Origin of the sequence: Halalkalibacterium ligniniphilum (genome assembly GCF_000334155.1) — a bacterium.
GTDB lineage: Bacteria > Bacillota > Bacilli > Bacillales > Bacillaceae_D > Halalkalibacterium > Halalkalibacterium ligniniphilum.
Genome location: NZ_ANNK01000148.1, coordinates 1 through 15,885, shown reverse-complemented (window position 1 = coordinate 15,885; position 15,885 = coordinate 1). Strand labels below are relative to the sequence as shown.

At 42.9% G+C, this 15,885-nt stretch carries 15 protein-coding genes, 1 pseudogene and 1 riboswitch; all 16 genes and pseudogenes read left to right on the top strand.

Features of this window, described 5'->3' with window-relative positions; all coding sequences use genetic code 11:
* Window positions 1–121: 121 nt before the first annotated feature.
* Window positions 122–264, top strand: a pseudogene (locus BLT_RS23415) (IS200/IS605 family transposase); the annotation flags it as partial.
* A gap of 347 nt (window positions 265–611) precedes the next feature.
* The gene (nirB, locus tag BLT_RS0118420) at window positions 612–3,041 is read left to right on the top strand and encodes a nitrite reductase large subunit NirB (protein WP_026105199.1); all 2,430 of its coding nucleotides are present in this window, start codon (window positions 612–614) and stop codon (window positions 3,039–3,041) included.
* Between the two features lie 13 nt (window positions 3,042–3,054).
* Entirely contained in the window at window positions 3,055–3,378 is a 324-nt protein-coding gene (nirD, locus tag BLT_RS0118415) for a nitrite reductase small subunit NirD (RefSeq protein WP_017729217.1), read from the top strand.
* Window positions 3,379–3,409: 31 nt separating this feature from the next.
* Window positions 3,410–5,653: an assimilatory nitrate reductase catalytic subunit NasC gene (gene nasC, locus BLT_RS0118410; protein ID WP_017729216.1), complete on the top strand. Its 2,244-nt coding sequence runs from the start codon at window positions 3,410–3,412 to the stop codon at window positions 5,651–5,653.
* Window positions 5,592–6,242 (top strand): MOSC domain-containing protein, encoded by a 651-nt coding sequence (locus BLT_RS0118405; protein ID WP_017729215.1) that lies wholly within the window; start codon window positions 5,592–5,594, stop codon window positions 6,240–6,242. Before nasC ends, BLT_RS0118405 begins: the two co-directional genes overlap by 62 nt.
* A gap of 348 nt (window positions 6,243–6,590) precedes the next feature.
* Window positions 6,591–7,688, top strand: a complete 1,098-nt coding sequence (locus BLT_RS0118395) for a type III polyketide synthase (RefSeq protein ID WP_017729213.1) — start codon at window positions 6,591–6,593, stop codon at window positions 7,686–7,688.
* Between the two features lies 1 nt (window position 7,689).
* Window positions 7,690–8,250, top strand: coding sequence for an isoprenylcysteine carboxyl methyltransferase family protein (locus BLT_RS0118390; RefSeq protein WP_017729212.1), 561 nt, complete (start codon window positions 7,690–7,692; stop codon window positions 8,248–8,250).
* Window positions 8,251–8,406: 156 nt separating this feature from the next.
* On the top strand, window positions 8,407–8,946 hold the full coding sequence (locus BLT_RS0118385; RefSeq protein WP_017729211.1) for a DUF2179 domain-containing protein: 540 nt from the start codon (window positions 8,407–8,409) through the stop codon (window positions 8,944–8,946).
* Window positions 8,947–8,950: 4 nt separating this feature from the next.
* On the top strand, window positions 8,951–9,145 hold the full coding sequence (locus BLT_RS0118380; protein WP_017729210.1) for an NETI motif-containing protein: 195 nt from the start codon (window positions 8,951–8,953) through the stop codon (window positions 9,143–9,145).
* Between the two features lie 91 nt (window positions 9,146–9,236).
* Window positions 9,237–9,338, top strand: a riboswitch (purine riboswitch).
* A 288-nt stretch (window positions 9,339–9,626) separates the two neighbouring features.
* Window positions 9,627–10,112, top strand: coding sequence for a 5-(carboxyamino)imidazole ribonucleotide mutase (purE, locus tag BLT_RS0118370; RefSeq protein WP_017729208.1), 486 nt, complete (start codon window positions 9,627–9,629; stop codon window positions 10,110–10,112).
* Window positions 10,109–11,242, top strand: coding sequence for a 5-(carboxyamino)imidazole ribonucleotide synthase (purK, locus tag BLT_RS0118365; protein WP_017729207.1), 1,134 nt, complete (start codon window positions 10,109–10,111; stop codon window positions 11,240–11,242). The genes purE and purK overlap by 4 nt, the downstream gene beginning before the upstream one ends.
* A gap of 40 nt (window positions 11,243–11,282) precedes the next feature.
* Window positions 11,283–12,581: an adenylosuccinate lyase gene (gene purB, locus BLT_RS0118360; RefSeq protein ID WP_017729206.1), complete on the top strand. Its 1,299-nt coding sequence runs from the start codon at window positions 11,283–11,285 to the stop codon at window positions 12,579–12,581.
* 114 nt (window positions 12,582–12,695) lie between these two features.
* Window positions 12,696–13,403: a phosphoribosylaminoimidazolesuccinocarboxamide synthase gene (purC, locus tag BLT_RS0118355; protein ID WP_017729205.1), complete on the top strand. Its 708-nt coding sequence runs from the start codon at window positions 12,696–12,698 to the stop codon at window positions 13,401–13,403.
* Window positions 13,404–13,406: 3 nt separating this feature from the next.
* Window positions 13,407–13,661, top strand: coding sequence for a phosphoribosylformylglycinamidine synthase subunit PurS (purS, locus tag BLT_RS0118350; RefSeq protein ID WP_017729204.1), 255 nt, complete (start codon window positions 13,407–13,409; stop codon window positions 13,659–13,661).
* Window positions 13,658–14,341, top strand: a complete 684-nt coding sequence (gene purQ / locus BLT_RS0118345) for a phosphoribosylformylglycinamidine synthase subunit PurQ (RefSeq protein WP_017729203.1) — start codon at window positions 13,658–13,660, stop codon at window positions 14,339–14,341. The genes purS and purQ overlap by 4 nt, the downstream gene beginning before the upstream one ends.
* Window positions 14,325–15,885, top strand: a 1,561-nt coding sequence (gene purL / locus BLT_RS0118340) for a phosphoribosylformylglycinamidine synthase subunit PurL (protein WP_017729202.1), incomplete at its 3' end; no start/stop codon positions are given. The genes purQ and purL, both read left to right, overlap by 17 nt.

Sequence of the window (15,885 nt, the reverse complement as noted above, 5' to 3'; positions counted from 1 at the left end):
GCTTCCCCCTGCAAGAGTAGGACGTTGCCAAGCGTTAAAGCACAATCCGATAGGGTTGTGCTTTTTTATGTCTAAAGACAGTAACAATTTAGCACATACGAAATGAAATTGTAAGTATCCTATTGTATTTGCACCACAAGCGATATACGGAAAGTTAAAGAAAGATATAGGTAAGGTGAAAGGAAAGACGCAGAAATAATAGAAGCAACAGCTTGTAAGGATCATATACATATGTTGGTCAGTATCGCATATCCACCAAGGATGTGCTTTTTACGTTTAGTAGAAGCGTACATGTCAAAAACTTTATGATTGGTACCGTTCGCTGATAGAACAATATAAAGACCATTTTGATTGCAATTATATTTTTCAACGAGCAAATAGTTTGTTAGGATTTCTTTCAATCTTGTTAAAAAAGACTGATTTTTATGACAAAATGACAGATAAACATGTAGAAATCAAAAATACTAAGACAAACAGAAGAAACGATCGTGAAGACAAAATGATTAGAAAGAGCATTTTTGTCTAGCTAAATATTGAATCTTGTTAGGAAGAAATTGAAGGACTTGCTAAAGCGTCGTCATACGAAAAAGCTTCTAGGAGGAGATGTTCAAATGAAAGAGAGACTTGTCGTAATTGGAAATGGTATGGCAGGCATTCGTTGCTTGGAGGAGTTATTTAAGCTTGGAGGGAGAGAGCGCTATGAGGTGACGGTGGTTGGGAAAGAGCCTCATGTCAACTACAACCGCATCATGCTCTCATCCGTGCTTGCTAGTGAAGCAAAGCTTGAAGAAATTGAATTAAACCCTCTTAGCTGGTATGAAGAAAACGAAGTAACTTTGTATCGTTCAGAAACGGTTACGTCCCTTGATCGTGAGAAGCAGTTAGTCCTCACCGATAAGGGGCGAAGCATTCCTTATGATAAAGCGATTCTTGCTACGGGATCTCATCCATTTATGCTTCCATTACCAGGTGCCGAATTGGAAGGGGTCATTGCCTTTCGTAACATTGAAGATTGTGAAGAAATGATCGCCACAGCCAAAAATTATAATAAAGCTGTCGTCATTGGTGGAGGCCTACTAGGTTTAGAAGCAGCAAGGGGCCTTTTGAATCTCGGTATGGAGGTAAATGTTGTTCACATTCAAAGCCATTTGATGGAGAGACAACTAGATAAAACCGCTGCATCGATCCTTCGGTCTGAGCTAGAAGAGCAAGGAATGAACTTTTTGATGGATAAGCATACAGAAGCAATTGTCGGAAAAAAGAGAGTTGAAGCTGTACGTTTTAAGGACGGGGAGGAAGTCAAAGCGGATCTTGTAGTTATGGCAGTTGGAATAAAGCCGAATCATGAGTTGGCATCTAATAGTGGTATCACAGTCAATCGAGGCATTGTCGTTGATGATTTTATGACAACAAGTGACAAAAATATCTTTGCTGTTGGTGAGTGCGCTGAACATAGAGGGATGGTCTACGGACTTGTTGCGCCATTATGGGAGCAAGGAAAGGTGCTTGCAAAGGCACTGGTCGAACAAAAAGATGAGGGCTATCAAGGATCGATTCTTTACTCAAAATTAAAAGTGTCTGGCGTTAACGTGTTTTCTGTCGGTGAATTTTGGGATAGTGATTCCACAAAATCTGTAAGTATGCTAGACGAATTTACAGGGGTCTACAAAAAGATTGTTATGGAGGGTAAGCAAATCGTGGGTGCGATTTTAATGGGTGAAACCGATGAAAGCACGCTCCTATTAAATAAAATCAAGCAAAAAGCAGCGATTGAAGAAGGTTCCCCGTTACAGCTTCTTCGTTCCCATCTCAGTGAAAGTGCTAGTGAGGCAGTATCAACCGTTTCCTTACTAGCAGATGAAGATCATGTGTGTGGATGTAATGGAATTTCTAAAGGAGCGATTGTTCAAGCGATTCAGCAAGACGGTTTGACAAAAGTTTCAGAAGTTAGCGCATGTACCACAGCGGGACGCTCTTGTGGATCCTGTAAGCCAATGATCGCAGAGCTGATCACAGATACCGTTGGTCATTCAACAGAAGAAAAAGAAACCGTTTGTGGATGTACGGATTTAACGCATGAGCAAGTGGTTGCAGAGATTCGTGAAAAAGGGTTAACACACAGCCGTGAAGTCATGAACGTGTTAGGTTGGAAAGAAGATGGTGGATGCTCGAAATGTCGACCAGCAATTAACTACTATTTAGCCATGGTGCATCCACTTGAACATGAAGAAGAGCGGGATTCTCGCTTTGTTAATGAACGAATGCATGCCAATATTCAAAAGGATGGGACGTTCTCGGTCGTTCCTCGGATGTATGGTGGTGTCACAAATGCAGAGGAGCTGCGGAGAATTGCCGATGTTGCAGACAAATATAACGTACCCCTTTTAAAAATTACAGGTGGACAGCGTATTGACCTTCTAGGTATTCAAAAAGAGGATGTTCCAAACGTATGGAAAGATCTTGATATGCCATCAGGGTATGCCTACGGAAAAGCTCTTCGCACAGTAAAAACATGTGTGGGTGAAGACTACTGCCGCTTTGGAACACAAGATTCAATTGGACTTGGCATTGCCCTTGAAAAAAAGTTTGAACGATTAAACACCCCTCATAAAGTGAAAATGGCCGTGTCAGCCTGCCCTCGTAACTGTGCTGAATCTGGCATAAAAGATATTGGCATCGTTGGAATTGAAGGGGCATGGGAGCTATACGTTGGTGGTAATGGAGGAGCAACGCTTAGGCCTGGAGATTTATTCTGCAAATTAAAATCAAATGAAGAAGTCATTGAGGTAATCAGTGCATTTTTACAACATTATCGGGAAACGGCAAGGTATTTGGAGCGGACTTCTAAGTGGGTTGAACGGATGGGCTTAGAGACCATCAAAGCAACAGTTATCGATAATCTAGCAGAGCGTAAGCAGTTGATTGAAAGAATGGAAACAGCGTTAGCAAATCTCCAAGATCCATGGAAAGAAATTATCGAAGATGCCTCCTTGAAGGAAGCGCTGTTTGAAAAGAAAAACGCAGTAAGTCTTACAAGCTAGGAGGGAGCATAGGATGACAGTCAAAGATAACATCAAATCGAGCTATATTGGTCATATCAATGAATTTAAGGAAAAAATCGGTAAAGAGGTTGTTTTTGAGGATGCCGTTCTTGCCGTTTTTAAATTAGAAGATGGCTCCATCAAAGCGATCGAAAATCGCTGTCCTCACAAAGGTGGACCTTTATCAGACGGTATTGTCTCAGGTTCGTATGTCTTTTGTCCATTGCATGATTGGAAGCTCTCTCTTGAAGACGGGAAGGTACAATTTCCAGACGAGGGATGTGTGAAATCCTATCGCACGACTGTAATAAATGGGGAAGTGTACGTAGAAAGATAAGGAATCGCGAAAGCCTAAAGGAGAGTCTGATATGACGGACATGATTCGCTATTTTCGGGAGAAACAACAGGAACAAGGGAAAGAAACGACTTATGAAACACGCTGCCCCTACTGCAGTGTTCAATGTTCCATGTCACTTTTGGAAGAACGAATTGTCAAGCGGAACCGCTTTAAGGCGATTCCAAATAAGCAGGACCCTACTTCTGAAGGTCGTTTATGTATAAAAGGATTTCAAGCTCATCAGCATGCGATTCACCGTGACAGATTGCGCTATCCTTTACTAAAGGTAGACGGGGAATGGATGCGTATTTCATGGGATCTGGCTCTTGAGATCCTTTCAGAAAAAATTGAAAAAACGCAACAAGAAGCAGGAAAGGACGCAGTTGCTGTCTATGGTGGAGGGTCTCTAACGAATGAGGAAGCGTATTTGCTTGGCAAATTTGCTCGGGTGGTTTTGAAAACGAAATACATTGATTACAACGGTAGGTACTGTATGAGCTCTGCTGCAGCGGCTGCAAATGCCACATTTGGAATCGATCGTGGAATTACAAACGAGCTGAGCGAGGTTGAAGAGGCAGAATGTATTATTTTGGCTGGAACGAACATTGCTGAGTGTCAACCGACGCTTATGCCATATTTTCGACGTGCAAAAAAGAAGGGAGCTTCGCTCATCGTCATCGATCCGAGAGAAACAGGCACGACAAAGCTAGCCGATTTACATATCCAAGGGAAGCCGGGAATGGATGGGGCAATTGCTGTGGCAATGTTAAAGGTGTTGTTGGATGAGGGGATGATTGACGAAGAATTCATTCAAAACCGAACAACGGGATTTGAAGACGTTCGAAAGCAAATGACCTCATACTCACTTCAGGAACTAGCCAGTACCGCAGGCGTATCGGTTGAAACGATACAAGAGGCGGCACGACGTTTTGGGAAAGCTGAAACTGGTATGGTTTTCACTGCGCGCGGTGTTGAGCAGCAAGCATCTGGGACGTCTGATGTTCGTCAATATTTACACCTCCTTTTAGCGACAGGAAAAATCGGGCGGCGAGGCTGTGGATACGGAGCGATCACAGGTCAAGGGAATGGGCAAGGCGGTAGAGAGCATGGGCTGAAAGCGGATCAGCTTCCTGGCTATCGTTCGATCGAAAACAAGGCCGATCGCCAATATGTAGCCAGTGTATGGGGAATTGAAGAGAATGAATTGCCTCGCAAAGGTGTCTCTGCTTACGAGCTATTTGCTAAGGTGAAGGAGGGGGCAATCCGAACAATGCTGATTATGGGCTCAAACCCGGTTGTCTCAAGTCCAAACCAAAGCGAAGTGAAGCGAGCCCTAACCCAATTAGATTTTCTTGTATGTGTTGATATGTTTATTTCAGAAACGGCGGAGTACGCAGACTTGCTTCTTCCAACAACTTCTTACTTAGAAGATGAAGGGACGATGACAAATCTTGAAGGGCGAGTCGTTCACCGACCGGCACAGCGAGTACCATTTGGTGAGGCGAAGCATGATTGGCAAATCCTTTGCGCTATTGCAAAAGCGCTTGGTCAATCTCATGGGTTTTTATTTGAAAAGGTAGAGGAGATTTTTGCTGAGCTTTGTCTAGCGAGTAAGGGAGGGATTGCGGACTACAGTGGTCTTTCCTATGAAAGGATAAAAGAAAAAGGAATTTTATGGCCTTGTCCGAATACGGAGCATCCAGGAACTGGGCGGCTTTTTGAGAAATCGTTCTACACGAATGATGGGAAAGCTCGATTTGGGTCTGCAATCATTCCTCAGCAAAAAGAAAAGGAGAGTAGAAAATATCCGTATTTATTAACGACTGGACGGGTGATGAATCACTATTTATCAGGTGTACAGACACGAAGAAGTGAGGCTTTGTTTGAGCGAGCGAAGGAGCCCTTTGCTGAGATTCATCCTGAAACGGGAGCAAGTCTTGGCATTCAAGAAGGCGAATTGATAAAAATTTCAACCGTTTACGGGAAAGCAATTGTCAAAGCAAAGCTGTCAGAAGCCATTCGTAAAGATACGGTTTTTGTTCCGTTTCACTGGGGAGGGGCACAATCGATTAATCGGACGACCTGTGATATGCTTGATCCGGTCTCACGAATGCCAGCATTTAAACGAACGGCCTGTGCGATTCAAAAAATGATTGAGGCTGATGGAAAAAATGGGTATTCTAAACAAAAACGAACAAGTCAGGTGAAAGAGGATGCCAAAACAGTACCCGATCCAGTCGCTGCACATCGGTCAGCCGAAAACGTTAGAGTATAAAGGAAAAGAAGTAACAACAAGTATTTTTAAGAAAAAGGTAGCTGGGCCGGTTCATTTTTTTGAAACAGGGGTGGAAGGGGACAAGCAAGCGGATCTTGTGAACCATGGAGGTCTTGACAAGGCTGTTTGTGTCTATCCATTTGACCATTACCCTTTTTGGAAGAAGTACTTGGGAAAAGAAATAGGAGAAGCTGCTTTTGGTGAAAATGTCACCGTTGTCGGATTAATAGAGTCTGAGGTACGTATCGGTGACATCTTTCAAGTAGGCGAAGCTGTTGTTCAAGTAAGCCAGCCGAGACACCCATGCTACAAACTAAACCTGAAGCACAAGGAAACAATCATGCCCCTTTTAGTGAAAGAGACAGGACGTAGCGGCTATTATCTGAGGGTGCTACGCCCAGGTGACGTTTCAGCTGAAGATATTTTTATGTTGCTTGAAAGAAAGGAGAAAAACCCAACCGTGCAGGAAGTCCATGCTATGAGGTTTGGGAAAAATGTTTCTCAGCAAGTTATGAAGAAAATGAGCGAAACCCAAGAGCTGGCAAACGGGTGGAAAGAATGGTTTAGTCAAATATTAGAAAAGCAATGAGAAGGCTGTCTTTGGGCAGGCTTTCTTTTTTTGCATATTAAAAAAGGGGTTCAATGTTACGGTGGGTCTGCTTTTGCACCTGCTACGGAGCAAAAAACGTTTTCTAGTCAGAGTCTCCAGCGCTTGTGACCGTTAGGTGGGTGCCTTGCGCTTTTCTTACATGTAATTGGAAAAAGGGTGGAGCTTCTTTAAAGAATACGAAAACAAGAAAGGTCTAAGCTTTAACGTTGGAACTTTTACCATCTCACCAATTGTTGTTAATGGGGTAGCACATACTCAAGAATAGAATATACTTTTTTGGAAAAGCTAACCTGTATATTCTAGTGAAGTTAGGTAGGTGAACGTTTCGTGCCTTCTATTTTATCGGTAAGTAGCTTCACGCCACCTCATACATTGACACAGGATACGACCACAGAATTTGCTCGGGAGCTATTTAGTGAAAATTTTCATGACATTGAACGATTGTTAAAGGTTTTTGAAAATGGGGAAATTGACGAGCGGCATTTTGCTGTTCCGCTTGACTGGTTTCAGCAAGAGCATTCATTGCAGGAACGGAATGATTTGTACATTAAGCTTGCGACAGAATACGGAGCACACGTCATTAAAGCTTGCCTTCGAAATAAGCATTTTTTAAAGGAGCAGGTGGATGAAAAAGAAATTGATGCGATCATTTTTATTTCTAGCTCTGGGATGGCGACACCGAGCGTCGAGGCACGGATTATGAACATTCTTCCCTTTTCTATGCATACGAAGCGGGTTCCGCTTTGGGGTCTTGGTTGTGCTGGAGGTGCTATCGGGGTTAGTCGTGCGTTTGAATATTGTCGTGCGATTCCAAAAGCGAATGTTCTCGTTCTTTGTGTTGAGCTGTGTAGCCTTACGTTTCAACGAAATGACCGAACAAAAAGCAATTTAATTGGAGCATCTCTTTTTGCAGATGGCGTTGCTTGCGCGCTTGTCAGTGGGGAAGAATCGATCCTATTACACAAAAAAAAACGGGCATCACGCCCCGTCATTCAAGACAGTTGCTCGACGCTTATGCCCCATTCAGAAGAAGTGATGGGGTGGGAGGTGAAGGATTCAGGCTTGCATGTCATTTTTTCACGGGATATTCCAAATCTGATCCGCGCCTGGCTGAAGCCGAATGTTGAAGCCTTTTTGCAGACCAATAGGCTTGAGATCGGAGAGATTCATGCATTTATCGCCCATCCTGGTGGAAGAAAGGTGCTTGAAGCCTACCAAGAGGCCCTTTCTCTGTCACCAAGGATGACAGATTATTCGAAAGAGGTTCTGCAAAAAAACGGAAATATGTCGTCCCCAACGGTTCTCTATGTACTTGAAAAATTTATGATGGATGAAAGAGAGCACGGTGAGTATGGTTTAATGGCAGCCCTTGGCCCTGGGTTTTGCTCTGAGCTTATTCTACTTAGATGGGAGGCGCTCCATTAACATGGCATTGTTCTATCTCTTTATCGGTATCGTCATTGCCCAACGAATGGTCGAAGTGATCATCGCTCATTATAATGCGAGATGGATAAAAGAAAGAGGGGGCTATGAAGCAGGTCGTGAGCATTATAAATACATGGTCGCTTTACATTTCTTGTTTTTTCTTTCTTTAATTGTTGAGGTTAACATAAGTGAACGGATTGTAACACCTTGGATGCTGTTACCATTCAGTCTATTTTTGGTTGCTCAAATAGGACGAATCTGGGCGCTTGTATCACTCGGTCGTTTTTGGAACACGCGCATTATGATTTTGCCAGGTGCAGAGCTTGTGGCTAGGGGCCCTTATCGTTATTTACGTCATCCGAACTATGTGATTGTCATGATCGAGTTCTTGATGCTACCACTGATGTTTGGTGCTTTTGTGACAATGTTCGTGTTTTCGATTTTAAATGGGGTGATGCTTTTTGTTCGAGTTAAGGAAGAAGAGAAAGCGCTCCAAGAAACGACAAATTATCAGGAAGTATTTAGAGGAAGAAGCCGTTTCTTTCCAACGTACGAAAAATAAGAGATTTGGTTGATAAGGGCTTGTTGAACCTCTTGTTTACAATCCGTTTAAAGTTTTAGAAAACTACATATTTTATCCTCTTCCCAAATCTTGTCTATCCGTGCTATCCTTATCGCAGTGTTTTTTAAGTGAAAGAAAAGGAAGAGGGAGTAAACAATGCTTTCATTTTTGATGAATCATGCAATCTCAATGATTCTGATCATTCTTGTTATCAATGTTGCTTATGTCACGTTGTTCACCGTTCGGATGATCTTTACATTAAAAGGTCAGCGCTATTTGGCAGCAACGGTAAGTATGATAGAAGTTCTTGTTTATGTTGTTGGTCTTAGTCTCGTGCTCGATAATTTAAATCAGATTGAAAATCTGCTTGCTTACGCCATTGGTTATGGTACAGGTGTCATTGTCGGAATGAAAGTGGAAGAAAAGCTTGCGTTAGGGTACATTACGGTTAACGTCATTACAAAGGAATACGAGCCTGATATACCAAATGCATTAAGGGATAAAGGGTATGGTGTCACGAACTGGGTGGCATACGGACGTGAAGGGGAACGATTAATGATGGAAATCCTCACATCAAGGAAGTCAGAATCGGACCTTTATACAACGATTAAAAAGTTGGACCCAAAGGCTTTTATCATTTCTCACGAACCAAAGGCGTTTTTCGGAGGATTCTGGGTGAAGGGCATTCGGAGGTAGTTTTATGGCAAAGAAAAAAATGCGATTTGAAGTAGGTGAAAACGAAACGATTTCCGAATGCCTAGAGCGAATGGAGAAGGCAGGTTATATGGCCGTTCGTCGAATGGAGAAACCTGTTTTTGAAGAAAAAATCATTGAAGGAAAAAAAGAATATGTTCCCGTACGCCAGCAAATTATATTTGAAGGGCAATTGAAGTAAAAGTCGAACGATAATAATTTACATATTATTATCGTTCGACTTTATGTTGACAATCATGTCGAATGACGATAAGATAAACCTGTATTATCAAGAAAATACGGAAGATGCACCTCATATAATCTTGGGGATATGGCCCAAAAGTTTCTACCTGATGACCGTAAATCATCAGACTATGAGGGGAAGTTTTAAAGCACTTCTTCGCTATAAAGGAGAAGGTACGTCTTGGGCACAAACTCGAATGAGTAATGGCTGGCTTTGTGTTGCCCGAAAAAGCGTAGAATTAGCTTGCTTTCTCTCGATGAAACAGCTAATTTTACGCTTTTTTTTTGCTAATAGGAACGTATAAAATTCAGTGTACTTTCCTGATTCATAAAGACAAAGGCTTTCGTTAGAGTTGGCGAAAGCCAGGTTTTTCTAATGAAGATTTCACAATGTTTAAAGGTCACTGCCCTTTTGGAATGGTTAAGGAGGAAGAAGAGAAATGGAACCACAAGTGGGAGTCATCATGGGAAGCACATCCGATTGGGAAACGATGAAGCATGCATGTGACGTGTTAGACGAGCTGAACATCCCTTATGAAAAAAAGGTTGTTTCTGCTCACAGAACCCCTGACCTCATGTTTCAATACGCAGAAAACGCACAAGCCCGCGGATTAAAAGTAATCATTGCTGGTGCAGGTGGTGCTGCCCATTTACCAGGAATGGTTGCAGCGAAAACCGTATTACCCGTCATTGGTGTACCAGTGCAATCGAAAGCGTTAAATGGACTCGACTCGCTGTTGTCCATCGTTCAAATGCCTGGAGGTGTTCCGGTCGCCACCGTAGCGATTGGCAAGGCTGGTGCAACAAATGCAGGGCTTCTTGCCGCGCAAGTTCTGGGTGCGTTTGATTCAACCGTGTCTGAGAAGCTAGTAAACCGGAGAAAAGCAACTGAAGAGATGGTACTAGAAAGTAGTGAGCAACTATGACAAAGCTAATTAAGCCTGGACAAACGATTGGATTTCTTGGTGGGGGACAGCTTGGTCGTATGATGGCAATCTCAGCTCGAGAGATGGGCTATCGCATTGCTGTTCTTGAGCCAAGTGCTGATTCCCCTTGTGGGCAGATTGCCGATATTGTAATTGAAGCCGCTTATGATGATGTGGAAGGAGCGAAGAAATTGATCGAAGCTTCGGATGTTGTCACCTATGAATTTGAAAACGTCAATCTTGATGTTGCTCGATTGATTGAAGAACAAGGATATTTGCCTCAAGGCTCCTTACTCTTATATGTGACACAGCATCGTGCCCATGAAAAGGAAAAGATCACATCAATCGGTCTTCCTGTGGCACCTTACGCATTGATTTACGAAGAAAGTGATGTGGAAAAGGCTGCAGAAAAGGTGGGCTTTCCGTCTGTTTTAAAAACCTGTCGAGGGGGCTATGACGGAAAAGGGCAGGAAGTTGTCAAAAACAAAGAGGAATTGCAACAAGCTTTTCAACAGTTAAGCAAGCAAGGTGAGCTTGTTCTTGAAGGCTGGATCGCATTTCAAAAAGAAATTTCCGTTATTGTCACCCGAGGTGTATCAGGTGAAACCTCAACCTTTCCAGTAGCTGAAAATCTGCATCAAGAGAACATTCTTCATCAAACAATCGTTCCTGCTCGCGTTAGCAAAAGCGTTGAAGCCAAGGCGACAGAAATGGCATTAGCATTAGCCAACGGTCTTAACCTTGTTGGAACTTTAGCAGTAGAGATGTTTGTAACAGAAAATGATGAGATTTACATTAATGAGCTTGCACCTCGCCCTCATAACTCTGGACATTATACAATTGAAGCGTGCGAGACCTCGCAATTTCAACAGCATATTCGTGCCATTTGCGGGTGGCCATTAGGAAGCACAAGCTTATACAAGCCTGCTGTAATGGGGAACCTGCTCGGAGAACATATTCCTGCTATCTATGATGAAATCAAGAACTTCTCTGATGTGAAGCTTCATTTATATGGGAAAGAGGAAGCGAAACCAAAGCGGAAAATGGGGCATCTTACTGTGATGTCTGAAGACTTAGAGACAGCAATTGATAAAGTGAGTCGTTTGCAAAAGCAGCTCGTGCTAGAATAAAGAAATAGTTTTTACCAATAAATTGGAGGCTGGTTTTTAGATGATCGAACGTTATACTCGCCCAGAAATGGGAGCGATTTGGACTGAAGAAAATCGTTATAATGCATGGTTAGAAGTGGAAATTGTTGCTTGCGAAGCGTGGGCAGAGCTAGGGGAAATTCCAAAGGAAGATGTACAGAAAATTCGCGAGAATGCAAGCTTTGATGTAAAGCGAATTCTTGAAATTGAAGAGGAAACACGTCACGATGTGGTTGCCTTTACTCGTGCTGTGTCTGAAACCCTTGGAGAAGAAAGAAAGTGGGTTCACTACGGTTTAACGTCAACAGATGTTGTCGACACAGCCCTTTCTTATCTTTTAAAACAAGCGAATGAAATCATTGAGGCCGATCTTGTCAGATTTATTGACATCCTAAAAGCAAAAGCAATTGAGCATAAGTATACGGTGATGATGGGACGTACCCACGGTGTCCACGCTGAGCCAACAACGTTTGGTTTAAAGCTTGCCCTTTGGTATGAAGAAATGAAGCGAAATCTTGAGCGTTTTCGAAACGCTGCAGAGAGAGTGCGCTTTGGAAAGCTATCTGGAGCTGTTGGGACGTATGCCAACATTGATCCAGCCGTTGAGCAATATGTTTGTAAAAAGCTAGGACTTAATCCAGCACCGATCTCAACACAAACGTTGCAACGGGATCGCCATGCAGAATACATGGGAACACTCGCTTTAATCGCAACGTCCATTGAAAAATTCGCTGTTGAAATTCGCGGTCTCCAAAAGTCTGAAACGCGTGAAGTCGAAGAATTTTTCGCAAAAGGTCAAAAAGGCTCTTCAGCAATGCCTCATAAACGTAACCCAATTGGCTCTGAAAACATGACTGGATTAGCTCGTCTGATTCGTGGTTACATGATGACTGCGTATGAAAATGTGCCGTTATGGCATGAACGAGATATTTCTCATTCTTCAGCAGAGCGTGTGATCCTACCAGATGCAACCATTGCCTTAAATTATATGCTTAATCGTTTCGGAAACATTGTGAAAAACTTAACGGTGTTCCCTGAAAACATGAAGCGGAATATGACAAGAACGTATGGATTGATTTACTCGCAACGTGTTCTCCTATCGCTTATTGATAAAGGAATGGTTCGTGAGGAAGCGTATGACCTTGTTCAGCCGAAAGCAACCGAATCATGGGAGAAAGGCATTCAGTTCCGTGAGCTTGTTGAGAAAGAAGAACGCATTACTTCGGTTCTATCTCCTGAAGAAATTGACGATTGCTTTGACTACAATCATCACTTAAAGCATGTGGATACAATTTTTGAACGTCTTGGCTTACAAGGGTAGTAGGTAAGAGGGAGCCCTCCCTCTTACTCATTTGCTGAACGTCTTTGCAAGCTGATTCACATCGTAACCATGTCGTTTGTAGATTACAATCTTCTAATAAGAGGGTGACCAATAATGGAAAAGCTTGAGCTTCTTTACGAAGGCAAAGCGAAGAAAATTTATCGCACGGATTCAACGGATGTTCTTTGGGTTGAATACAAGGATAGTGCAACAGCTTTTAACGGTGAGAAAAAAGATACGATCGCTGGGAAAGCTCGTCTAAACAACGAAATTTCTACACTTATTTTTACGTATTTAAAAAAGGCCGGAATAAATAGTCATTTCATTGAACGTCTTTCAGAAACCGAGCAGCTTGTTCAAAAAGTGACAATCATTCCTCTCGAAGTCGTCGTGCGAAACGTAGTAGCAGGTAGTATGGCGAAGCGTCTTGGCCTTGAGGAAGGCACGCCACTTGATAAAACCCTTGTTGAATTTTATTACAAAGATGATGCCCTTGGTGATCCCCTCATTACAGAGGATCATATTGAGCTTTTAAAAGCGGCAACGCCTGAACAGGTTGCGACCTTAAAGGAGATGGCATTAAAAGTAAATGAGGCACTCAAGCAATTTTTCGAAAATGTTGGTGTGAAGCTAATTGACTTTAAGCTAGAGTTTGGTTTGACGACAGAAGGAAAAATCTTGCTAGCAGATGAAATTTCACCAGATACTTGCCGTTTGTGGGATGCTAAAACGGGCGAGCGCTTTGACAAAGATTTATTTCGCCGTAATCTAGGAAACTTACAAGATGGCTATCAAGAGATTTTAACGCGTATAGGAGGCTAACCCATGTATAAAGTAAAAGTTTATGTAACGTTAAAAGAAAGTGTTCTTGACCCGCAAGGAACGGCTGTTCAAAAATCCCTTCACGCTCTAAGCTATGAGGAAGTGAGTGAAGTTCGCATCGGGAAATATATGGAGCTAACCATTAGCAAAGATGAGGGTGACCTTGAAAAGCGAATTGAGGAAATGTGTGAAAAGCTACTTGCCAATACCGTCATTGAAAATTACCGCTATGAAGTCGAGGAGGTTGTCTCTCTATGAAGTTTGCGGTCATCGTTTTTCCAGGGTCCAACTGTGATGCAGACATGTATCACGCCATAAAGGATGCCCTCGGTGAAGAGGTAGACTATGTGTGGCATACAGAAACAAGTCTTGAAGGATATGATGGCATCCTTCTGCCAGGGGGATTCTCCTATGGAGATTACTTGCGTTCTGGAGCGATCGCTAGATTTTCTCCTGTGATGAACGAAGTTGTGAAAGCAGCAAATAATGGCGTTCCTACCCTTGGTGTCTGCAATGGCTTCCAGGTGCTTCTTGAAGCAGGCCTCTTGCCAGGAGCCATGCAGCGAAATGAACAGTTAAAATTCATTTGCCGTCCAGTCGAGCTTGTTGTTGAAAACAACGAGACCATGTTTACTTCTGCTTATGAACAAGGAGAAACAATTACGATTCCTGTTGCACATGGTGAAGGAAACTACTTCTGTGATGATGAAACATTGGCTGAGCTTGAAGCAAACAAGCAAATTGTATTTCGCTATGTTGATCGCGTGAATGGCTCCCGTGAAAACATTGCAGGGATTATGAACAAACAAGGAAATGTTCTTGGCATGATGCCTCATCCAGAACGGGCGGTAGAAGACCTACTAGGAAGCAGCGATGGACTTCGCTTATTCCAATCGATATTACGAAATTGGAGGGAATCCCATGTCGTTACACCGTGAACCTACAGCTGAGCAGGTAAAAGAGGACAAAATCTACCAAGAAATGGGTTTAACCGACGAAGAGTTCGAAATGGTTGAATCAACGCTTGGTCGCTTACCAAACTACACAGAAACAGGCTTGTTTTCTGTCATGTGGTCCGAGCATTGTAGCTATAAAAATTCAAAAGTGCTCTTACGTAAATTTCCAACCGACGGGGAAAAAGTCCTTCAGGGACCAGGTGAAGGAGCAGGGATTATCGATATTGGTGATGAGCAGGCCGTTGTTTTCAAAATTGAAAGCCATAACCATCCATCAGCAATTGAGCCTTATCAAGGAGCTGCAACTGGGGTCGGGGGCATTTTACGTGATGTCTTCTCCATGGGAGCTCGTCCAATTTCGTTATTAAATTCATTGCGTTTTGGCGAATTAACATCTCCAAAAGTTCGTTATTTATTTGAAGAGGTCGTAGCTGGAATTGCTGGATATGGAAACTGTATCGGGGTTCCAACGGTCGGTGGTGAGGTTCAATTCGACCCTTGCTATGAAGGAAACCCTCTTGTTAATGCCATGTGTGTCGGTTTAATCAACCATAAAGACATCCAAAAGGGCCAAGCAAAAGGAGTCGGCAACACGGTGATGTATGTTGGAGCGACAACAGGTCGTGACGGCATTCATGGTGCGACGTTTGCTTCTGAGGATTTAAGTGAAACATCGGAAGAAAAGCGTTCAGCTGTTCAAGTGGGTGATCCATTTATGGAAAAGCTGCTTCTTGAAGCTTGCCTTGAGCTCATTAAATCAGATGCGCTTGTTGGTATTCAGGATATGGGTGCAGCCGGTCTAACGTCTTCTTCTGCGGAAATGGCTAGTAAAGCAGGATCTGGAATTGAAATGGATCTTGATAAGATTCCACAGCGTGAAAAAGGGATGACAGCTTATGAAATGATGCTGTCTGAATCACAAGAGCGTATGCTGATCGTCGTTAAAAAAGGACGGGAGCAAGAAATTAAAGAGATTTTCGACCGTTGGGGACTTCTTTCCGTTGAGGTAGGTCGCGTAACGGATGACAAACGTCTGCGTCTTCTGCATCAAGGAAAGGTTGTTGCTGATGTCCCTGTCGATGCCCTAGCAGAGGATGCACCAGTCTATCACAAGCCATCAAAGATGCCTGCTTACTATGAAGAATTCCAACAGCAAGAACAATGGATTCCTACCATCAATGATGTCAAGGACACCTTCTTACACTTGCTTGCTCAGCCAACGATCGCAAGCAAGGAATGGGTTTATGACCAATATGACTATATGGTACAAACAAACACAGTCGTTAGCCCAGGCTCGGATGCAGCCGTTGTCCGAATCCGTGATACGAAAAAAGCATTAGCAATGACAACAGATTGTAATTCTCGCTATCTGTATCTCGATCCTGAAGTGGGTGGGAAAATTGCCATTGCGGAAGCGGCACGCAACATTGTTTGCTCTGGAGGGCTTCCACTTGGTGTGACGGACTGTCTTAACTATGGAAATCCTGAAAAGCCAGAAATTTTTTGGCAGCTTGAAAAATCAACAG